Source organism: Acidovorax sp. 69, assembly GCF_002797445.1.
Lineage (GTDB): Bacteria > Pseudomonadota > Gammaproteobacteria > Burkholderiales > Burkholderiaceae_C > Acidovorax.
This window is the reverse complement of the sequence record NZ_PGEP01000001.1, coordinates 4,199,088-4,218,948: the sequence shown is the minus strand read 5'-3', so window position 1 is coordinate 4,218,948 and position 19,861 is coordinate 4,199,088. Positions and strand designations below refer to the sequence as shown.

Genomic DNA, 19,861 nt, shown 5'->3' with positions numbered 1-19,861 from the left:
CAACCGACGTGTGGGGGGATTCTGAGGTTCCTGTCGGTGGCGTTGTCAGGCCAGGTCCCGTATTTCCCAGTCGCCCCATGCTGGCGCGGCCACAGGCCAGTCTTCGGAGCGGGGCATGGCCCCTGGGCCATGGTGTTCCAGCCATGCCACGCAGCGTGCCACGCCCGCATGGGTGATCCACACCACATCGGCTGCGCCGTGGTCGGTGCTCCATTGGCGGGCGGCCTGCAGGGCCGACGACACCCGCTGTAACACAGAGGCCAGGTTCTCACCCCCGCCAGGGGCATGGGTGGCGAAGGCAGCCACCCAGGCGTCAACGTCACTGTGGGCAATGGCGTTCCAGGCCCGTCCTTCCCAGGCTCCAAAGTCCATCTCGCGCAGGCGTGTGTCTGGGTTTGAGGCCAAATCGGGCCTGAGCGCTTGTATCGCAAGCGCTAGCTGCTCACATCTTTGTAGCGTAGAGCAAAATACCGGTGCCCGGGTGGGCAGGGCAATGGCCAGGCGTTCTGCCGCAATGCGGGTCGCTTCGGCGTCTGCGGGCACGTCTAGCGCGCCGTAGCAGGTGCCGGGTGCCACAAGAGGAGCTGCATGGCGTACCAGCCACAGGCGGCTACTGCGGGGGGTCACATCCATGGCAGGGCGAGTGCGGCGCCGAGGTAGAAACCGATCTCGCTGACCTGCTGCGTGGCACCCAGGCAGTCCCCCGTGAAACCCTGCAACCGGCGGGCGAACCAGCGAGCCATCCAGGCGGCAGTCAGCCCGCTGATGGTGATAGATGCTATTAAAAACAGAGCTGACTGGGCATATCCAACTGCCACCAGCGGCATAAAACACCACAAACCCGCTGCCGCCAGTGCTGCGCCAGATATTTGGTCCGCCAGGGGCTTGCTCTTGGAGCGTGCCGTGTCGCCCACATGCGGCAGGCTGCGCACAATGAGCAACGGCCAGAAACGCGACAGCACATGCGCCCCCGCCAGCCCGGCCACCGCAGCCAGCAGGCTGTGGGCACCCAGCAGCGCCAGCAGGCTGAGCTTGGCGAGCAGCGCCAGCACCAGTGCCATGGCTCCAAAGGCACCGATGCGCGAGTCTTTCATAATGTCCAGCGCCCGTTCGCGGTCGTCACTGCCGCCCAGGCCATCGGCCACGTCGGCCAGGCCATCTTCATGAAAACCGCCGGTCATCAGCACGGTGGCGATGGTGCAGAACACGGCCGCTACGGCCGGGGCCAGCGGGTTGGGCGCCAGGGCCCAGTGGAGTGCGGCATAAACGCCGGTGGACAGCAACGCCGCCAGCCAGCCAATGCCCGGAAAGTGCGCCGCACTGGCGCGCAGCATGGCCGGGCTGTAGCCCACCCACTGCGCCAGCCGCCCGGTGACCGGGATGCGCGTGAAGAACTGCACAGCCAGCAGGTAATGGCGCAGGGCTTGCATGGAGGTTGGGCCGTAGGTTTATCAGATTTGATAGCTACCAGCGCTTATCGGATAAGCGCTGAAGGCCAATTTCACCCAAATTTTTCTTATTTGGAACGCAGGAACAGCCGGTAGGCCGGGTTCAGCGTTTCTTCCACATACGGGTAGCCCAGCGTGGCCAGGAAGGCGTCGAACGTGGCGGCGTCTTCGGGGGGCACCTGCATGCCCACGAGGATGCGGCCGTAGTCGGCGCCCTGGTTGCGGTAGTGGAACAGGCTGATGTTCCAGGTCGGCTGCATCAGGCTCAGGAACTTGAGCAGCGCACCGGGCCGCTCGGGGAAGGTAAAGCGCATCAGACGCTCATCCTGCGCCAGCGCAGAGTGCCCGCCTACGAGGTGGCGCAGATGCTCCTTGGCCAGTTCGTCGTGCGTGAGGTCCAGTGCCTCAAAGCCGTGGCGGCCAAAGTTCTTGGCGATCTTTTCCGATTCGCCTTTGCCCTGCGTGGTCAGGCCCACAAACACATGGGCCTGGGCGGCGTCGCTGATGCGGTAGTTGAACTCGGTCACGTTGCGCGGTCCGCCGGGCAGGCCGCCCACCACCTCACAAAAGCGGCGGAAGCTGCCGCGCTCTTCGGGGATGGTGACCGCCAACAAGGCCTCACGTTCCTCGCCCACCTCGGCACGCTCGGCCACGAAGCGCAGGCGGTCGAAGTTCATGTTGGCGCCGCACAGGATGGCGGCGTAGGTCTCGCCCTTGGTCTTGTGCGTGGCGACATACTGTTTGATGGCGGCCACGGCCAGTGCACCGGCTGGCTCGACGATGCTGCGCGTGTCCACAAAGATGTCCTTGATGGCGGCGCAGACGGCATCGGTGTCCACGGTGATGTAGTCATCCACCAGGCCACTGTGAGCGATCCGGAAAGTCTCTTCGCCCACCAGCTTGACGGCCGTGCCGTCGGAAAACAGGCCCACATCGGCCAGCGTGACGCGCTCATGCGCCTTGACCGACTGGATCATGGCGTCCGAGTCGTTCATCTGCACGCCAATGACCTTGATCTCGGGGCGCACGGCCTTGATGTAGTTGGCCACGCCCGAGATCAGTCCGCCGCCACCAATGGCCACGAACACCGCATCGAGCTGGTTGCTGCCCAGGCTTTGAAGCTGGCGCAGGATTTCCATGGCAATCGTGCCCTGGCCGGCGATCACGTCGGGGTCGTCAAAAGGGTGCACAAAGGTCAGACCCTGTTCCTGTTCGAGCTTGACCGAGTGGGTGTAGGCGTCGGAATAGCTCTCGCCAAACAGCACGACCTCGCCACCCAGCGTCTTGACGGCGTCAATCTTGAGCTGCGGCGTGGTGGTGGGCATCACGATGACGGCGCGCGTGCCGAGCTTGTGGGCGCTCATGGCCACACCCTGGGCGTGGTTGCCGGCCGAGGCGCAGATCACGCCGCGTGCCAACTGTTCTGGCGTGAGGTGCGCCATCTTGTTGTAGGCGCCGCGCAGCTTGAAGCTGAACACGGGCTGTTGGTCCTCGCGCTTCAAGAGCACCTTGTTGTGCAGGCGACGGCCGAGGTTCTTGGCGGGCTCCAGGGCCGACTCTACCGCCACGTCGTATACGCGGGCGGTCAGGATTTTCTTCAGGTAGTCGGCGGGAGTGAGGTGCAGGGTCATGGCAGGGCAGGGGAGAGAACCCGCTCAGGCGCAGGGCAGGCGGGGGCCCACATCATAGGGCGTCACCCTCGCTAAGCTGCTGCAAGTGGGGGGCTGACCGGGGTGAGGCACTGCGTACAGATAAAAAAAAGCCCCGGGCCGTGAGGCCTGGGGCTAATCCATCCTTTGAGGAGATGGAGGAGACAATCGGTGCGTGGCTGGGGCCGGACAGTGTGTCGGGCTTTTGCCATCTGCTTTGTCACTCCGTGAAAAGCAGCGCTTGAGGTCAGTTTAGCGCGAGTCTTGTTGCAATGCAGCAAAATTCGCATCAAATTCGTTTCGTCGGACCATTCCGTGCGAAAAAAACCACGTGTCACACAGGAGAAACACAAATGGAATGCACAGTCAGCTGGACGGGCGGCGCTGGAACCAAGTCGGGGATGGGCTTTGTGGCTGAAACAGGCAGCGGCCATGTCCTGACCATGGATGGTGCGCCAGATGCGGCGAACCCTGCCAACGGCGGCCAGAATTTGGCCCCTCGACCCATGGAAACCGTGCTGGCCGGTACCGGTGGGTGCACGGCCTACGATGTGGTCCTGATCCTCAAGCGGGGTCGCCATGTGGTGCGCGGATGCAGTGTGAAACTGACCACTGAGCGGGCCGAGACCGATCCCAAAGTGTTTACCAAGATCCACATGCATTTCACCGTCACCGGCACAGGGATTCCTCCTGCCGCGGTGGAGCGCGCCATTGCCATGAGCCATGACAAATACTGCTCTGCAAGCATCATGCTGGGGAAAACGGCAGAAATCACCACCGGTTTTGAAGTGCTGGAGGGGTGAGCGCGGCGCCCATCTGAATTTCTGTCTCTCATCGCCTCATTTCCCTCACGCTTTTTGATGCCGCATGCCGGGGGTATCAAGGGCGCAGGGGTGTGGCGAACCTTTCCGTGATTTCCTGGGACGCTGTGGACAGGTTTTAGATCTAGAGATAGTGCGCCGTTGTGGTCATTACCTTGGCGGCAGCCCGCATGGCTGCACGGGCCGGGGCTGGCAACGTCAATGCGCCGGACGCTCTGGCTTGCGCCGCGTGCCTCTCTTCATCCTCTTTCATGCGGGCCACCACGGCCCGTGATGCCTTGTCCTGCTCGGGCAGTCGCTCCAGGTGGCTCTGAAGGTGGGCTGCCACCTGGTTTTCCGTCTCCACCACAAACCCCAGACTGGCGCGGTCGCTGATCTTGGCAGTGGCCAGGCCCAGGGCGAAAGCGCCAGCAAACCACAATGGATTGAGCAGGCTGGGTCGGGCGCCTAGTGCGTCCAATCGCTGCTGGGTCCACGCCAGGTGGTCCATTTCTTCCTGCGCGGCAGTTTGTAGATGGGCGCGGAGTTGGGGGTCCCGTGTCACGGCAGCCTGAGCGGAATAAAGCGCTTGGGCACAGACTTCGCCGACATGGTTCACGCGCATCAGCGCTCCAGCCAGTTTCTTTTGGGCTGCGTCCAGTTCGGCTTCTGCCATGCCGTGGGCGGGCGTCCTCTCGGTGGCTCTGGGTTTCGCGAAAAGCGTGCGCAATGCGCCGTCAGCAGCAGTCAGTAAAGAGTCCATGGAAGCCTTTGGACGCACAAGGGCGCCGAAACATAAATTGCACTTGGATACAAAAAATCCAAAGATGGGGCACGGGAGTTGCATAGCCCAAATGGGATTTTGCCTGTGCGCACTGAAATGTTGCAACACTGCAACGAATTTTCCCTTTCGGGCCGATTGTGGGTGAATTCCTTTGCGAAACCGGGCCGGGTCTGGTGCAATAAGAGCAACTTCCCCACCAGGAGGTTGGCCCGGGAAACCGGCGGGACTGTGCAGGTGTTTTCACCATAGACCCCCCGTACCGGAGCCCGATGTTTAACCTTGGAGTAACTCGCAATGAAAAAATCCCTGATTGCCCTGGCTGTGCTGGCTGCTTCCGGCGCTGCAATGGCTCAATCTTCCGTGACCCTGTTCGGCGTGGTTGATGCAACCTACGCCTACGGTTCCGGTAGCGTCTCTAACAAGTCGCAACTGACGAACTCCGGCTACAACAGCAGCCGTCTGGGTTTCCGCGGCGTTGAAGACCTGGGTGGCGGCATGTCCGCTTCGTTCTGGCTCGAAGCTGGTCTGAACAACGACAACGGCACTGGCGGCGTTACCAACACCAACAACCAAGCAGCTACCAGCACTGGCGGCGGCCTGACTTTCAACCGTCGTTCGACGGTTAGCCTGAACGGCGGCTTCGGTGAAGTGCGTCTGGGCCGTGACTACACCCCCCAATTCTGGAACCTGACTGTGTTTGATCCGTTCGGCACGAACGGCGTCGGCACGACCCAAACCCTGAACTCCAGCCTGGGTGGCCCTACCACCATCCGTGCTTCGAACGCCATCGGCTACTTCCTGCCTGGCAACCTGGGTGGTTTCTACGGCCAAGCCCAGTACTACATGGGTGAAAACAACAGCAACGCTGCCAACAAGAAGGACGGCAACGGCCTGGCACTGCGCGCTGGTTACGCTAACGGCCCTATCAACGCCGCTATCGCTTTCTCCGAAACCAAGTTCCTGACTGGCAACATCAAGGCCGTGAACCTGGGTGGTCAGTATGATCTGGGCGTTGCCAAGATCATGGCTCACTACAACCAAGACAAGATCAGCGGCGGCAACGACGGTAAGGGCTTCCTGATCGGTGGTCTGGTTCCCGTGGGCGCTGGCGAAGTTCGTCTGTCCTACTCGACCTACAAGATCGACACCGTTGGTGCTGATCCACGTACGAACAAGCTGGCTCTGGGCTATGTGCACAACCTGTCCAAGCGCACGGCTCTGTACGCAACGTACGCTCACCTGAGCAACAAGAACGGCGCTGCTCAAGCTCTGAACGGTGCTGTGACTGGTGTGAACAGCAACTCCAACGGCTACGACTTCGGTATCCGTCACAGCTTCTAATATCGAAGGTTGGCTTATTGCCAACTGCCGATATCAAAGCAAAAAAAGCCGCCTTCGGGCGGCTTTTTCATGGCCGCTAGATTCTGCGCTGCCCATAGGGGCTGTGAGTGGGTTGGTTACCCCGTTCTACATGATGGATAGAGGTATCTGTAACGGCACCCATACGCCTGAGGCGATCAAGATGGGTTGGTGACTGCTGGGGCACGTGATCCGTGAGCGGGGTGGAGTATTTGATGGGAGCGGTGCAAATGCTTGGCACCATCCTTGCATGGAAGGTCCGCATAGAGATGCATTTATAGGCCCTTCGGTACACCAGGGATTCAGGGATTTCCCGTTGGCTATAGAGCAACCTTTACTGCATAGTAAAACTTTTCAACAAGAGGGTTCCATGAAACTCAAATACAGTCTTTTGTCGGCAGCCGTTGCCGCCGCGCTGTTGTTTGCGCCAGCATTGCAAGCCAAACCCTTCAAATGGGCAAGTCAGGGAGAGATTTCGACCTGGGACATTCATTCCCAGAACAATGCTCTGCAAAACGGCCTCCATGCGAACGTGTATGAGAGCCTGGTGTACTACAACAGCAAGACTTTTGATGTGGAGCCTGTTCTGGCGACATCCTGGAAAGAAGTGAGCCCCACCCAGGTGCGTTTTACTCTGCGCCAGGGGGTTAAGTTCCACGATGGTTCAGCGCTGACGACCGATGATGCTGTGTATTCCATTCAGCGAGCCATGGCCAAGACGTCGAATTTCACGCCGTATGTTCAAGGCATCAGTAAGGTTGCCAAGGTGGATGCCCAGACCTTCGATGTCATTTTGTCTGCGCCCAATCCCGTCCTGCTTCGCCAGATGACGGAGTTGCGCATCATGAGCAAAGCGTGGGCGGAGAAAAACAAGTCGGTGGAGCCCAAGGACATCAAGGGTACCGATGAAAACTTCGCGCACCGCAATGCGATGGGAACGGGGCCTTACACGCTGGAGTCGTGGCAGCCTGATGTAAAAATGGTGTTTAAGCGCAATCCCAACTGGTGGGGCAAGATGGACGGCAATGTGACCGAAATCGTCTATACCCCGATCAAGTCAGCCGCCACGCGCATAGCGGCATTGCTGTCGGGCGAGGTGGACCTGGTGCTGGACCCTTCGCCGCAGGATTTGGGGCGGCTGCGTGCCAGCCAGGATCTGAGGGTGATTGACGGGGTCGAGAATCGCACCATTTTCCTGGGTATGGATCAGTTCCGCGATGAGCTTCCCGGATCCAACATCAAGGGCAAAAACCCACTCAAGGATGTTCGCGTGCGCAAGGCCTTGTACCAAGCCATTGATGCCGAAACCATCTCGCGCAACATCATGCGTGGTCTGGGCAAGCCCACGGGCACGATCGTGGCGCCACAGGTGGCGGGCTATACCGAGGCCGTGGGCAAGCGTTTCCCCTATAGCGTGGATGCTTCCAAGAAGCTGCTGGCAGAAGCCGGTTACCCCGACGGATTCGAGGTGGATTTTGCCTGCCCGAACAATCGTTATATCAACGATGAAGCTATCTGCCAGGCTGTGACTGCCATGTGGTCTCGCGTGGGGGTGAAGGCCAAGTTGCGCACCTTGCCGCTGGTGAACTATTTCCCGATGATTCAGCGCAACGAAGCCAGCATCTACATGCTGGGTTGGGGTGTGCCCACATTTGATTCGTTGTATAGCTTGCAATCGTTGGTGCGTACAGTGGGCCAAGGGGGTGATGGCAATTACAACGTGGGTCGCTACAGCAACCAGCGCATGGACTATCTGGTGGACCGCATCAAGGCCGAAACCGATGCCCCCGTGCGGGCACGCATGCTGACCGAGGCGCTGCAACTGTCCAATGACACTGTCTCGCACATTCCATTGCATGACCAGGTCATCCCTTGGGCCATGAAGAAAAATGTGGAAGTGGTCCATCGCGCAGATAACCGCGTGGACATGCGTACGGTCAAGATGAACTGATTTATTCTCGACACACTGAGAGCAAGGGCCCGTAAGTCCTTGCTCTCTTTGGTTTAGTTTGACGACGACGTCTTGCTCCACGACGCTGCGGTTACCAAAAGTGGCTGTGGTGTCTCTATCGAACACTCACTCGACTCTCTGATGCTTGCCTTTATATTGCGCCGCCTGATACAGGCTGTGATTGTCATGGTCACGGTGGCCTTCATCTCCTTCATGCTGTTTCAGTACGTCGGAGACCCCGTGGTGTTTCTGCTGGGTCAGGACGCCACCCCCGAGCAAATCCGCGAATTGCGCAGCGCGCTCGGTTTGGACAAATCCTTTTTTGTGCAGTTTTGGCACTTTCTTGTGAACGCGGCACAAGGCGAGTTCGGCCTGAGCCTGCGCCAAGGGGCCAAGGTGTCACGCCTGATTGCGGAGCGCTTCCCGGCCACTTTGGAGCTGTCTTTGGTCGCCGCGCTGTTGGCCTTGGCGATTGGTGTGCCGATGGGGGTGTATGCCGCACTCAAGCGCGGCACTTTCACCAGTCAGCTGTTCATGACGCTGTCTCTGTTGGGGGTGTCCCTGCCCACCTTCCTGATTGGCATCCTGCTGATATTGCTCTTTGCCGTCACCCTGGGCTGGTTTCCGAGCTTTGGTCGGGGTGAGGTGGTGCAACTGGGCTGGTGGAGCACCGGCCTGCTCAAGGCGAAGGGCTGGCACCACATCACCTTGCCGGCGATCACGCTGGCCATCTTTCAACTCACACTGATCATGCGGTTGGTGCGGGCAGAAATGCTGGAGGTGCTGCGCACCGACTACATCAAGTTCGCGCGTGCCCGTGGCCTGTCCAACCGGGCCATTCATTTTGGTCATGCGCTCAAGAACACGCTGGTACCCGTGATGACCATCACCGGCCTGCAACTCGGTGGTCTGATCGCGTTTGCCATCATTACTGAGACGGTTTTCCAATGGCCGGGCATGGGTTTGTTGTTCATTCAAGCCGTGACGTTTGCTGATATCCCGGTGATGGCGGCCTACCTCTGCCTGATCGCCCTCATTTTTGTGGTGATCAATCTGGTGGTGGACCTGTTGTACTTTGCTGTGGATCCCCGCCTGCGCGTCGGCAAGGCAGGGGGCCACTGATGCAGGGCCCTCGTCTGAAGGCGGGCGGTCGGGCGTTTGCGCACATTGCCCAATACCACCCCGAATTGACGGCACTGCGGCGTGACTTGCATGCCCACCCGGAGCTGGGCTTTGAGGAGGTTTACACAGGCAAACGTGTGAAAGAAGCCTTGAAGCTTTGCGGTGTGGACGAGATCCATGACGGCATCGGGCGAACCGGCATTGTGGGTGTGATTCGTGGGCGCAGCACCTCCAGTGGCAGCATGGTGGGGCTGAGGGCCGACATGGATGCGCTGCCCCTGACAGAGCAAAACGACTTCTCCTGGAAGTCGTGCAAGCAAGGGCTGATGCATGGCTGCGGCCATGATGGCCACACCGCCATGTTGGTGGGCGCCGCCCGCTATCTGGCTGAAACCCGCAATTTCGACGGCACCGCGGTGCTGGTCTTTCAGCCCGGTGAGGAGGGTTTCGCCGGTGCACGGGTCATGATGGAGGATGGTCTTTTTGACCGGTTTCCGGTGCAATCCATCTTCGCCATGCACAACTGGCCTGCCATGAAACCCGGCACAGTGGGTATCAACTCCGGCCCCATGATGGCGGCAGCCGATCGTTTTACTGTCGAGATCACCGGCCGTGGTGGCCATGGAGCCCACGCTTATCAGACGGTGGACGTGGTGGTGGTGGCCGCGCACATCATCACGGCGGCGCAGACTATTGTGTCGCGCAATGTACGCCCGATCGATGGTGCCGTGGTCAGCCTGTGTGCCATGCAGGCGGGTGACCTCGGCGCGTTCAGTGTGCTGCCGGGTTCGGCCACGCTGGTGGGCACCGTCCGCACGTTCGACCCCCAGGTGCAGGAGATGGTGGAGAAGCGCCTCAAGGAGCTGTGCAATGCCATTGCGCTGGGCTTTGGGGCTACGGCCACCGTGCACTACGAGCGCATCTACCCCGCCACGATCAACAGCGAGAGCGAGGCGCTTTTCGCGGGCGACGTGGCCGAGTCCCTTCTGGGTGCGGACCATGTGGTGCGCGATCTGGAGCCCAGCATGGGCGCGGAAGACTTCTCTTTCATGCTCCAGACGCGGCCGGGTGCGTACCTGCGCATTGGCCAAGGCACGGGGTCCAGTGGCAGCGCCTTGCACAACAGCCGCTATGACTTCAATGATGACATCCTGCCCCTGGGCTCTGCGTTGCACGCCAGCCTGATCGAGCAGGCCATGCCCCTGGCCATGCCCTGAGGCGGTCTTGCTGACCAGTACCTTCTTTTGCACACTCACTCACCCCGGAAGTCCCGTACTTTCCCCCCCACTTTCACTACCAGGAGATTTCCATGAAATTCCAGAAAAAAGTTGTCGTTACCGCCCTCTTTGCTGCGCTGACGGCGGCGAGTTTGGTAGCCCACGCACAGACAGTGCGCATCGCCAACCAGGGCGACGCGCTCTCGATGGACCCGCACTCGCTCAATGAGTCGCTGCAACTGAGCGTCACCAGCAACGTGTACGAACCCCTGGTGGGCCGCAACAAGGACCTGAGCCTGGCCCCGGCGCTGGCAACCAGCTGGAAGCAGACGGCACCCACCGTATGGCGCTTTGAGCTGCGCAAGGGTGTGCAATTTCATGACGGCACCCCCTTCACCGCCGATGACGTGATCTTCAGCTTTGCCCGCATGAAGGGCGAAGGCTCCGACATGAAGGCAACCAACAGCGACATCAAGCAGGTTCGCAAGATTGATGATCACACGGTCGAAATCGACACCATGGCACCGCAGCCCATCTTGCCGGATGTGATCACCACCTCGTACATGATGAGCAAAAAATGGTGTGAGACCAACCAGGCCGTCATGCCGGTGGACCGCCGCAAGGGCATCGAAAACGCGGCATCGTTCCGCGCCAACGGCACAGGCCCTTACCGGCTGCGCGAGCGCCAGCCCAATGTGCGCTCCGTGTTCGTGCGCAACGGCGCTTACTGGGGCAAGATCGAAGGCAATGCGACCGAGGTCGTTTTCACCCCCATTGGCAACGACGCGACGCGCGTGGCGGCCTTGTTGTCGGGTGAGGTCGACGTGATGGAGCCGGTGCCCGTGCAAGACATCGACCGCATCAACAGCAGTGCCAATGCGCGCGCCATCACCGGCCCTGAGTTGCGCACCATCTTCCTGGGCATGGACCAAAAGCGGGACGAGTTGCTGTATTCCAACGTCAAGGGCAAGAACCCCTTCAAGGACAAGCGCGTACGCCAGGCCTTCTATCAGGCCATCGACATCGACGGCATCAAGAAGACCGTGATGCGTGGGGCGTCCAACCCATCGGCCCTGATGGTGGGCCCTGGTGTCAACGGATTCCAGCCAGACGTCAAGCGCCTCCCTTACGACGTGGAAGCTGCCAAGAAGCTGATGGCCGAAGCGGGCTACCCCAATGGCTTTGAAGTTAGCATGAACTGCCCCAATGACCGTTATGTGAATGACGGCCGCATTTGCCAGACCGTCGCGGCCAACCTGTCGCGCATCAACGTCAAGATCAACCTTCAGGCCGAAACCAAGGGCACCTATTTCCCCAAGGTGCTGCGCCGCGACACCAGCTTCTATATGCTGGGCTGGACCCCCACCACGTACGACGCGCACAACGCGCTCAATGCGCTGATGATCTGCCCCGACGACAAGGGTGGCGCGGGCCAGTTCAACCTGGGTGCCTATTGCAACCCCAAGCTGGACGAGCTGACCAAGAAGATTCTGGTTGAGACCGACAAGGCCAAGCGTGACGCCATGATCAAGGAAGCCTTTGACCTGCACAGTGCCGATGTGGGCCACCTGCCACTGCACCAGCAGGCGCTGGCCTGGGGCGTGAGCAAGAAGGTCAAGCTGGTGCAGATGGCCGACAACTACATGCCATTCAAATGGATGAGCATCGACAAGTAAGTCGCACGTAGCGAGACACAAGAAAAAACAACGCCATCGGCTACTCCAAGCCCGCAACAACACACGTGGCTACCCGCTGCGTGGGTTGTTGCCTGTTTACTGGTTTCCCACAATGAAAACTACCCTTGCCCGCTGGCTCGACAGCGATGTTGGCTACAGCTTTCGCACGTCCCCGATGGCGATGGTCGCCGCCGCGATTGCGCTGATCTGCCTGTTCTGTTCGGTATTTGCCGGATGGGTCGCCCCCCACAACCCGTTTGATCTGACCACGCTGGAGCTGAGCGATGCGCGGTTGCCACCCGCCTGGAGTGAACTGGGCTCTCTGAAATACCCCTTGGGCACTGACGACCAGGGCCGCGACATCCTTTCTGCTGTGATCTACGGCGCACGCATTTCGCTGGTAGTGGGCATCGCGTCGGTGGTGCTCTCGGTGGTGGTGGGCGTGGCCTTTGGCCTGCTGGCGGGTTTTCGCGGCGGCTGGGTTGATGCCGTGCTCATGCGCCTGTGCGACGTGATGCTGTCCTTCCCTGCCATCCTGGTTGCCCTGCTGATTGCGGGTGTCGGCCGTGCGCTGTTCCCCAATGCGCATGAGTCCCTGGCCTTTGGCGTGCTGATCATCTCCATCTCGCTCACTGGCTGGGTACAGTACGCGCGCACCGTGCGCGGCTCTACGCTGGTGGAACGCAACAAGGAATACGTCCAGGCTGCCCGCGTGACGGGTGTCTCGCCGCTGCGCATCATGCGCAAGCATGTGCTGCCCAATGTCATGGGCCCGGTGCTCGTGCTGGCCACTATCCAGGTGGCCACGGCCATCATTACCGAGGCCACGTTGTCCTTCCTGGGCGTCGGGGCCCCGCCCACGTCGCCTTCGCTGGGCACGCTGATCCGCATTGGTAACGATTACCTGTTCTCGGGCGAATGGTGGATCACCGTGTTCCCCGGCGCCATGCTGGTGCTGATTGCCCTGTCGGTGAACCTGCTGGGTGACTGGCTGCGTGATGCCCTCAATCCACGCCTGCGTTGAACCAGAAGAAGTGACGACCCCATGAGTCTCCTAGAAGTCAAAAACCTCGTTGTCGAATTCCCGAGCCGTCGCGGCACCCTGCGCGCCCTGGACGACATTTCCTTCTCTATCGCACCCGGCGAGATCCTGGGTGTGGTGGGGGAGTCCGGTGCGGGCAAGTCGCTCACCGGTGCCGCCATCATCGGCCTGCTGGAGCCACCGGGCCGCGTGGCGTCTGGCCAGATCCTGCTGGAAGGCAAACGCATCGACAACCTCAACAACGAGGAAATGCGTCATATCCGCGGCCGCCACATCGGCGCGATCTTTCAAGACCCGCTGACATCGCTGAACCCGCTGTACACGGTGGGCCGTCAGCTTACCGAGACCATCCTGGCCCACCTGCCGGTCACGCCCGCCGAGGCGCGCCAGCGTGCCATCGCGTTGTTGCAGGACACCGGCATTCCCGCTGCGGCAGAGCGCATTGACCACTACCCGCACCAGTTCTCTGGCGGCATGCGCCAGCGCGTGGTGATTGCTTTGGCCTTGGCGGCTGAGCCCAAGCTCATCGTGGCCGACGAGCCCACCACCGCGCTGGATGTGTCTATTCAGGCGCAGATCATCACGCTGCTCAAGAACATCTGCAAATCGCGTGGTGCGGCCGTCATGCTCATCACCCATGACATGGGTGTGATCGCCGAAACCTGCGACCGGGTGGCTGTGTTGTATGCCGGCCGTGTGGCCGAAATCGGCCCGGTGCACGTTGTGATCAACAAGCCGGCCCACCCCTATACCGCAGGGCTGATGGCTTCCATCCCCGACATGGAGCAGGACCGCGAGCGCCTGAACCAGATCGACGGAGCCATGCCCCGCCTGAATGCCATCCCCAAGGGCTGCGCCTACAACCCGCGTTGCCCCAAGACCTTTGACCGTTGCATGACCGACCGCCCTGACCTGATGGACGCAGGCCCCACCCGGGCCGCCTGCTGGCTGCACGCTGGTGCCACGACAAAAGCCGAGGTGATCGCATGAGCACCGCCGCCAACACCTCAACCGCTGCCACCGTCAAAAGCAAAGCCCTGGTGCAGGCGCACGACCTGGCCAAGACTTTTGACGTGTCCGCACCCTGGCTCAACCGCGTGCTGGAGCGCAAGCCCCGTACGTTGCTGCATGCTGTGGACGGCGTCAGCTTCGAGATCGAAAAAGGCAAAACCTTGGCCCTGGTGGGCGAGTCTGGCTGCGGCAAAAGCACCGTGGCCCGCCTGCTGGTGGGGCTGTACGAGCCCACACGCGGCGGCCTCACGTTTGACAACCAGGATGCACACGCTGCCTTCAAGGGCAAGGATGCGCAGGCCATGCGCCGCCGCATCCAGATGATCTTCCAGGACCCCTACGCGAGTTTGAACCCGCGCTGGCTGGTCGAAGACATCATCGGCGAGCCGCTCAAGGAACACGGCCTCATCACCGACAAGGCCGAGCTGAAACAGCGTGTGGGTGAGCTGCTCCAATCCGTAGGCCTGTCGCCGCTCGACATGGTCAAGTACCCGCACCAGTTCTCGGGCGGGCAGCGCCAGCGCATTTCCATCGCCCGTGCTCTGGCCACCGAGCCCGAGTTTCTGGTGTGCGACGAGCCCACTTCGGCGCTCGACGTGTCGGTACAGGCGCAAGTGCTCAACATCATGAAGGACCTGCAGCGCGAGCGGCAGCTGACCTACCTGTTCATCAGCCACAACCTAGCCGTGGTGCGCCACGTGAGCGACCAGGTGGGCGTGATGTACCTGGGCCGCCTGGTGGAGCTGGCCGACAAACACACGCTGTTTGACACCCCGCGCCACCCCTACACGCGCATGCTGCTCGATGCCATCCCCAAGATGCACGACACCGGCAAGGCGCGCACTCCGGTGCAGGGCGAGGTGCCTAACCCATTGAACCCACCGCCCGGTTGCGCGTTCAACCCGCGCTGCCCGCATGTGAACGACCGCTGCCGCTCAGAGCGCCCCCAGCTCAAGAGCATTGGCGGCATCCGCATTGCGTGCCACGCGGTGGAGGAGGGGCGTATCTGACGCCCAGCGCCGCACCGGTGTGCGGCGCTGTCGCCCGCAGGGCGACGGCATTCCGCAGGAATGACATTTGCTATAAAAAATATAGCTACTGGCGCATATTCAACCAGCGCCTGCAGCCTTTTTTATACAAAATGCAGTCAACGTGCTGATCAGGACTCTGCGGTCACTGTGGGCTCGGCGGCGGGTAACGCCCGCCCCAGCAAGTAATCAATGCAGGTGCGCACCGCCCGTGTCTGGTGGCGGTTGGGCATGTAGAGCATGAACATCTGGGTGCCAAAAATGCTCAGCCGCCAGTCATCCAACGTGGTCAGCACTTCGCCGCTGGTCACGGCGTCCTGCACCACATAGTCAGGCACCAGCCCCACACCCAGACCGGCCAGGATGCCCTGGCGCAAAAACGGAAAGTGCTCGGAGATGATGGTGGGCTCTAGCAGCACCTCCTGGCGCTCGTCGCCCCGGTAGCCGCGCAGGCGCAATTGTTTGCCCACCACGCCTGAGGTGATCACCGGCGCGGCCCTCAGCGCTTCGAAGCTTTGGGGAAGCCCCTGCGCTTTGGCGTACTCCCGAGAGGCACAGGCGATGTATCGCACGCTGCCCAGGTCGCGTGCCACCAGCGTGGGCGGGGGCTCTGGCATCACGCGGATGGCGATGTCCACCTCATCGCGGATCAAATCGTCCACCCGGTTTTCAAAGCGCACATCGAGCACGATGCCGGGGTACAGCCGCTTGAAGTCGATCAACCAGTCGGACATGACCATTTGCCCGTAGCCGCTGGGAACGCTCAGGCCCACCCGCCCCTGAAGGCCTTGGCCCAATGTGGTGATGGTTTCGCGCGCGGCCAGCATCTCGTTCTGGATGGCGCGGCCATGTGCGTACAGCCGCAGGCCCACCTCGGTGGGCTCCACCCGGCGCGTGGTGCGGCGCACCAGCTGCACACCCACCGATTTTTCCAGCTGGTGCAGGTGGTAGCTGACGTTGGCGCGCGTCATCTTCAGGTTGCGCGCCGCCTGGCTGAGGTTGCCTGCATCGAGGATGTCGACCAGCACGGTCAGGGAGGTCAGTTCCATGAATCAGAGACGGCGCGAAGCCGCGGTTTTGCGTTGTTTGTCAAAATTTCTTTAACAGTCTGTCAATGCGCTATGTAATTGTCAAGATAACTTCACGCATCAACAATCGCGGGTTCATCCAACGGCACCCGCCACTGACCAGGAGACTTACCCGCATGGGCGCTGCCATCCCCGCTTCTTCCGTTGTGACTGCTGCGCTTCGTGGCGATGTGCTGGTCGTCACCATCGACAACCCACCCGTCAACGCCTTGGGTGCCGCGGTTCGCCAGGGCCTTCTGGCCGCCATGGAGCAGGCACAGGCCGACGCTGCCGTGGCCGCCGTGCTGCTGGTGGGCGCCGGCAAGGCTTTCATTGCGGGGGCCGACATCCGTGAGTTTGGCCAGCCGCCCGTCTCCCCGCTGCTGCCCCAGGTCTGCCGCGCCATCGAAGACTCGGACAAGCCCGTGGTGGCCGTGCTGCACGGTGCAGCCCTGGGCGGTGGTCTGGAAGTGGCGCTGTCGGCCCACTACCGCCTGGCATTGCCTGCCGCCACGCTCGGCCTGCCCGAGGTGAACCTGGGCCTGCTGCCCGGCTCCGGTGGCACGCAGCGCGCACCGCGCCTGATGGGCGTGCAGGCCGCCACCACCCTGATGCTCAGCGGCCAGCCCCTGAAGGCGCAAGCCGCACTGCAGGCGGGCCTGGTCGACAAGCTGGTGGACGGCACCGACCCACTGGCCGCAGGCCTGGCCTATGTGCGTGAACTGTTGGCCGCCCAGGCCCCCGTGCGCCGCACCCGCGACTTGGTGATTGCTGAGCCGCAGGCCGCGCTGGTCTGGCTGGGAGAACAAAAGGCCGAGACCGCCAAGAAATCGCGCGGCCTGTTCTCGCCGCTCAAGATCATCGAATGCGTGCAGGCGGCGTTGCAGCTGCCCTTTGATGAAGGCATGCAGCGCGAACGCGCCCTGTTCATGGAATGCATCGACAGCCCGCAGCGCGCCGGGCTCATCCACGCCTTTTTTGCCGAACGCGAGGTCGTCAAGGTGCCAGAGGCGCGGGCTACGCAGCCACGCCCTGTCGCCCGCATTGCCGTCATCGGTGGCGGCACCATGGGCGCGGGCATTGCGGTGGCGGCGCTGGATGCGGGCCTGCCGGTGACCATGATCGAGCGCGATGCCGAATCCATTGCCCGGGGCCGCGCCAATGTCGAGAAGGTCTACAACGCCCTGGTAGCCAAGGGCCGCATGACCGACGCTGCCCAGGCCGCCGTGATGGCGCGCTACACCGGCAGCACCGACTACGCCGACATCGCCCAGGTGGACCTCGTGATCGAAGCCGTGTTTGAAGACATCGAAGTGAAGAAGGCCGTGTTCCGCGAGCTGGACCGCGTGTGCAAGCCCGGTGCGGTGCTGGCCACCAACACGTCTTACCTCGACATCGACGCCATTGCCGCCGCCACAAGCCGCCCGCAGGACGTGGTGGGCCTGCACTTCTTCAGCCCCGCCAACATCATGAAGCTGCTGGAGATCGTGGTGCCCGCCCAGGTGGCGCCCGACGTGGTGGCCACGGCGTTCGAGCTGGCCAAGAAGCTGAAAAAGGTGCCCGTGCGCGCCGGTGTGTGCGACGGTTTCATTGGCAACCGCATTCTGGCCGTGTACAAGCAGGCGGCCGACTACCTGCTCGAAGACGGCGCCAGCCCGTACGACATCGACGCTGCCGTGCGCGGCTTTGGCTTTGCCATGGGCCCCTTCCAGGTGACCGACCTGGCCGGTGGCGACATTGGCTGGGCCACCCGCAAACGCCGCGCCGCCACGCGCGACCCGAAGGCCCGCTATGTGGAAATTGCCGACCGCATCTGCGAGCGCGGCTGGTTTGGCCAGAAGACGGGGCGGGGCTTTTATCGGTACCCCGATGGCGCCCGCGTGGGCCAGCCGGACCCGGAAGTGCTGGCCATTGTGGACGCCGAGCGTGCCAAAAAAGGCGTCATGCCCCGCAGCTTCAGCGCCGACGAGATCATGCGCCGCTACATGGCCGCCATGGTCAACGAAGGGGCCAATGTGGTGCACGAGGGCATTGCCCTGCGCCCGCTGGATGTGGATGTGACCTTTGTGGCGGGCTATGGCTTTCCGCGCCACCGTGGTGGCCCCATGAAATGGGCCGACATGGCGGGCCTAGACAAGGTGCTGGCCGACATCCGCGAATTCGCGAAGGAAGACCCGCTGTTCTGGAAGCCCTCGCCGCTGCTGGAGCAACTGGTGGCTGAGGGCCGCAATTTCGACAGCCTGAACAAGGGCGCATGACCACGCCCATTGAAGCTGGGCCTGCCGAAGCGCTGCGCAAGGCTTCGACAAGCTCAGCCCGAACGGGCGGGTGAATGGATGGGCTGAGACCGAACCCCAACCCCAACCCGAACTCATCACTCCCGGACGCTGCTGCAGGCCCCAGCACCGGTTTTTGAATAATTTCAGCCTCAAGTGCAATCAATATAAGCACTGGTAGCTATTAAATCAGGAGCAAATTATGCGTGAAGCCGTCATCGTTTCCACCGCCCGCACCCCGCTGACCAAGTCGCACCGGGGCGAGTTCAACGCCACGCCCGGTCCGCAGCTGGCGGCCTTTTCCGTCAAGGCGGCCGTGGAGCGCTCGGGCATCGACCCCGCGTTGATCGAAGACCTGGTGATGGGCTGCGGCTACCCCGAAGGCATCACCGGCAAGAACATCGGCCGCCAGACGGCGCTGCGCGCGGGCTTGCCGCTGTCGGTGGCAGGCATGGTGGCCAGCCGCTTTTGCGCGTCGGGTTTGCAGTCGGTGGCGATTGCCGCCGGCCGCATCGTGGCCGAAGGGGTGCCCGCCATGGTCGCAGGCGGGGTCGAGAGTATCTCGGCCATCCGTGCTGGCCAGCCGGGTGACGTGGACCCCTGGCTGCAGGAACACAAACCCGACCTGTTCATGGCCATGATCGACACCGCCGACATCGTGGCCCACCGCTACGGCATCAGCCGCGAAGACCAGGACGCCTTCTCGCTGCAAAGCCAGCAGCGCACCGCCGCCGCACAGCAGAGCGGCGTGTTTGCCGACGAGATCGTGCCCTGCGCCACGCGCATGATGGAAAAGAACAAGGAAACCGGCGAGGTCACCTACCGCGAAGTGACGGCCACGCAAGACAACTGCAACCGCGCCAGCACCACGCTCGAAGGCCTGGCCAAGCTGGAGCCCGTGAAGGGCCCAGGCCAGTTCGTCACGGCGGGCAATGCCTCGCAGCTGTCCGACGGCTCCAGCGCCTGCGTGCTCATGGAAGCCAAAGAGGCCGAGCGCCTTGGCCTGCAGCCGCTGGGCGCGTTTCGGGGCTTTGCGGTGGCCGGTTGCGAGCCCGACGAGATGGGTATTGGCCCCGTATTTGCCGTGCCCAAGCTGCTGGCACGCCACGGCCTCACGGTGCAGGACATTGATCTGTGGGAGATGAATGAAGCCTTTGCCTCGCAGGCGCTGTATTGCCAGCGCCGACTGGGCATTCCGACCGAGCGGCTGAACGTGAACGGCGGAGCGATTGCCATCGGTCACCCCTTCGGTATGACGGGCGCGCGCCTGGTGGGCCACCTGCTGCTCGAAGGCCGCCGCCGCAAGGCCAAGTACGGCGTGGTGACGATGTGCATCGCAGGCGGCATGGGCGCGGCAGGTCTCTTCGAGATTTATTGAAACACCCCCTGAGCGGCTGGCGCCGCTTCCCCCTCTCCTGGGGGAGGGGGACG

16 protein-coding genes are annotated in these 19,861 nt (G+C 62.1%); 11 read left to right on the top strand and 5 right to left on the bottom strand.

Translation table 11 applies throughout. The features are described 5' to 3' along the window. Positions 1–45: 45 nt before the first annotated feature. The 3 genes from CLU85_RS19370 to ilvA form a co-directional block, all read right to left on the bottom strand. Positions 46–633 carry a histidine phosphatase family protein gene (locus CLU85_RS19370; protein ID WP_100411698.1) on the bottom strand — a complete coding sequence of 196 codons (588 nt, stop codon included), beginning with the start codon at positions 631–633 and terminating at the stop codon, positions 46–48. Further along, positions 624–1,430 (bottom strand): adenosylcobinamide-GDP ribazoletransferase, encoded by an 807-nt coding sequence (locus tag CLU85_RS19365; RefSeq protein ID WP_100411697.1) that lies wholly within the window; start codon positions 1,428–1,430, stop codon positions 624–626. The genes CLU85_RS19370 and CLU85_RS19365 overlap by 10 nt, the downstream gene beginning before the upstream one ends. An 86-nt stretch (positions 1,431–1,516) precedes the next feature. Further along, positions 1,517–3,079, bottom strand: coding sequence for a threonine ammonia-lyase, biosynthetic (ilvA, locus tag CLU85_RS19360; RefSeq protein ID WP_100411696.1), 1,563 nt, complete (start codon positions 3,077–3,079; stop codon positions 1,517–1,519). Positions 3,080–3,450: 371 nt separating this feature from the next. Between ilvA and CLU85_RS19355 the strand changes: the two genes are divergently transcribed. Next, positions 3,451–3,900 carry an OsmC family protein gene (locus CLU85_RS19355; protein ID WP_100411695.1) on the top strand — a complete coding sequence of 150 codons (450 nt, stop codon included), beginning with the start codon at positions 3,451–3,453 and terminating at the stop codon, positions 3,898–3,900. Positions 3,901–4,042: 142 nt separating this feature from the next. Here CLU85_RS19355 and coq7 read toward each other — a convergent pair whose 3' ends face one another. Beyond that, complete coding sequence (coq7, locus tag CLU85_RS19350) at positions 4,043–4,660, bottom strand: 2-polyprenyl-3-methyl-6-methoxy-1,4-benzoquinone monooxygenase (RefSeq protein WP_100412651.1); 618 nt, start codon at positions 4,658–4,660, stop codon at positions 4,043–4,045. Between the two features lie 315 nt (positions 4,661–4,975). Here coq7 and CLU85_RS19345 point away from each other — a divergent pair, with 315 nt between their 5' ends. The 8 genes from CLU85_RS19345 (at position 4,976) to CLU85_RS19310 (ending at position 15,069) form a co-directional block, all read left to right on the top strand. Next, positions 4,976–6,022: a porin gene (locus tag CLU85_RS19345; RefSeq protein ID WP_100411694.1), complete on the top strand. Its 1,047-nt coding sequence runs from the start codon at positions 4,976–4,978 to the stop codon at positions 6,020–6,022. Between the two features lie 388 nt (positions 6,023–6,410). Further along, complete coding sequence (locus CLU85_RS19340) at positions 6,411–7,991, top strand: ABC transporter substrate-binding protein (RefSeq protein WP_100411693.1); 1,581 nt, start codon at positions 6,411–6,413, stop codon at positions 7,989–7,991. A gap of 141 nt (positions 7,992–8,132) precedes the next feature. Continuing rightward, positions 8,133–9,113 (top strand): ABC transporter permease, encoded by a 981-nt coding sequence (locus CLU85_RS19335; protein ID WP_100411692.1) that lies wholly within the window; start codon positions 8,133–8,135, stop codon positions 9,111–9,113. Continuing rightward, positions 9,113–10,330 (top strand): M20 aminoacylase family protein, encoded by a 1,218-nt coding sequence (locus CLU85_RS19330; RefSeq protein ID WP_100411691.1) that lies wholly within the window; start codon positions 9,113–9,115, stop codon positions 10,328–10,330. Before CLU85_RS19335 ends, CLU85_RS19330 begins: the two co-directional genes overlap by 1 nt. Before the next feature lie 92 nt (positions 10,331–10,422). Further along, positions 10,423–12,006, top strand: a complete 1,584-nt coding sequence (locus CLU85_RS19325) for an ABC transporter substrate-binding protein (protein WP_100411690.1) — start codon at positions 10,423–10,425, stop codon at positions 12,004–12,006. Between the two features lie 112 nt (positions 12,007–12,118). Beyond that, the gene (locus tag CLU85_RS19320; protein ID WP_100411689.1) at positions 12,119–13,030 is read left to right on the top strand and encodes an ABC transporter permease; all 912 of its coding nucleotides are present in this window, start codon (positions 12,119–12,121) and stop codon (positions 13,028–13,030) included. Positions 13,031–13,051: 21 nt separating this feature from the next. Next, on the top strand, positions 13,052–14,038 hold the full coding sequence (locus CLU85_RS19315; protein WP_100411688.1) for an ABC transporter ATP-binding protein: 987 nt from the start codon (positions 13,052–13,054) through the stop codon (positions 14,036–14,038). Beyond that, entirely contained in the window at positions 14,035–15,069 is a 1,035-nt protein-coding gene (locus CLU85_RS19310) for an ABC transporter ATP-binding protein (protein WP_100411687.1), read from the top strand. Before CLU85_RS19315 ends, CLU85_RS19310 begins: the two co-directional genes overlap by 4 nt. A 149-nt stretch (positions 15,070–15,218) precedes the next feature. Here the strand turns inward: CLU85_RS19310 and CLU85_RS19305 are convergent, their stop codons facing one another. Further along, positions 15,219–16,136 (bottom strand): LysR family transcriptional regulator, encoded by a 918-nt coding sequence (locus CLU85_RS19305; protein ID WP_100411686.1) that lies wholly within the window; start codon positions 16,134–16,136, stop codon positions 15,219–15,221. Between the two features lie 155 nt (positions 16,137–16,291). On the opposite strand from CLU85_RS19305, the gene CLU85_RS19300 reads away from it, so the two are divergent. Together CLU85_RS19300 and CLU85_RS19295 are read left to right on the top strand one after the other, a co-directional pair. Continuing rightward, the gene (locus tag CLU85_RS19300) at positions 16,292–18,412 is read left to right on the top strand and encodes a 3-hydroxyacyl-CoA dehydrogenase NAD-binding domain-containing protein (RefSeq protein ID WP_100411685.1); all 2,121 of its coding nucleotides are present in this window, start codon (positions 16,292–16,294) and stop codon (positions 18,410–18,412) included. A 220-nt stretch (positions 18,413–18,632) separates the two neighbouring features. Then, a complete protein-coding gene (locus CLU85_RS19295; protein WP_100411684.1) occupies positions 18,633–19,808 on the top strand; it encodes an acetyl-CoA C-acyltransferase in 1,176 nt (391 codons plus the stop codon). The last annotated feature ends 53 nt before the right edge of the window (positions 19,809–19,861 follow it).

Bases quoted from the DNA above. Each gene is read 5' to 3' on its own strand.
- CLU85_RS19310 (WP_100411687.1), top strand. From the start codon at position 14,035: ATGAGCACCGCCGCCAACACCTCAACCGCTGCCACCGTCAAAAGCAAA.
- ilvA (WP_100411696.1), bottom strand. From the start codon at position 3,079: ATGACCCTGCACCTCACTCCCGCCGACTACCTGAAGAAAATCCTGACC.
- CLU85_RS19305 (WP_100411686.1), bottom strand. From the start codon at position 16,136: ATGGAACTGACCTCCCTGACCGTGCTGGTCGACATCCTCGATGCAGGC.
- CLU85_RS19340 (WP_100411693.1), top strand. From the start codon at position 6,411: ATGAAACTCAAATACAGTCTTTTGTCGGCAGCCGTTGCCGCCGCGCTG.
- CLU85_RS19355 (WP_100411695.1), top strand. From the start codon at position 3,451: ATGGAATGCACAGTCAGCTGGACGGGCGGCGCTGGAACCAAGTCGGGG.
- coq7 (WP_100412651.1), bottom strand. From the start codon at position 4,660: ATGGACTCTTTACTGACTGCTGCTGACGGCGCATTGCGCACGCTTTTC.
- CLU85_RS19365 (WP_100411697.1), bottom strand. From the start codon at position 1,430: ATGCAAGCCCTGCGCCATTACCTGCTGGCTGTGCAGTTCTTCACGCGC.
- CLU85_RS19300 (WP_100411685.1), top strand. From the start codon at position 16,292: ATGGGCGCTGCCATCCCCGCTTCTTCCGTTGTGACTGCTGCGCTTCGT.
- CLU85_RS19295 (WP_100411684.1), top strand. From the start codon at position 18,633: ATGCGTGAAGCCGTCATCGTTTCCACCGCCCGCACCCCGCTGACCAAG.
- CLU85_RS19325 (WP_100411690.1), top strand. From the start codon at position 10,423: ATGAAATTCCAGAAAAAAGTTGTCGTTACCGCCCTCTTTGCTGCGCTG.
- CLU85_RS19345 (WP_100411694.1), top strand. From the start codon at position 4,976: ATGAAAAAATCCCTGATTGCCCTGGCTGTGCTGGCTGCTTCCGGCGCT.
- CLU85_RS19370 (WP_100411698.1), bottom strand. From the start codon at position 633: ATGGATGTGACCCCCCGCAGTAGCCGCCTGTGGCTGGTACGCCATGCA.
- CLU85_RS19320 (WP_100411689.1), top strand. From the start codon at position 12,119: ATGAAAACTACCCTTGCCCGCTGGCTCGACAGCGATGTTGGCTACAGC.
- CLU85_RS19335 (WP_100411692.1), top strand. From the start codon at position 8,133: ATGCTTGCCTTTATATTGCGCCGCCTGATACAGGCTGTGATTGTCATG.
- CLU85_RS19330 (WP_100411691.1), top strand. From the start codon at position 9,113: ATGCAGGGCCCTCGTCTGAAGGCGGGCGGTCGGGCGTTTGCGCACATT.
- CLU85_RS19315 (WP_100411688.1), top strand. From the start codon at position 13,052: ATGAGTCTCCTAGAAGTCAAAAACCTCGTTGTCGAATTCCCGAGCCGT.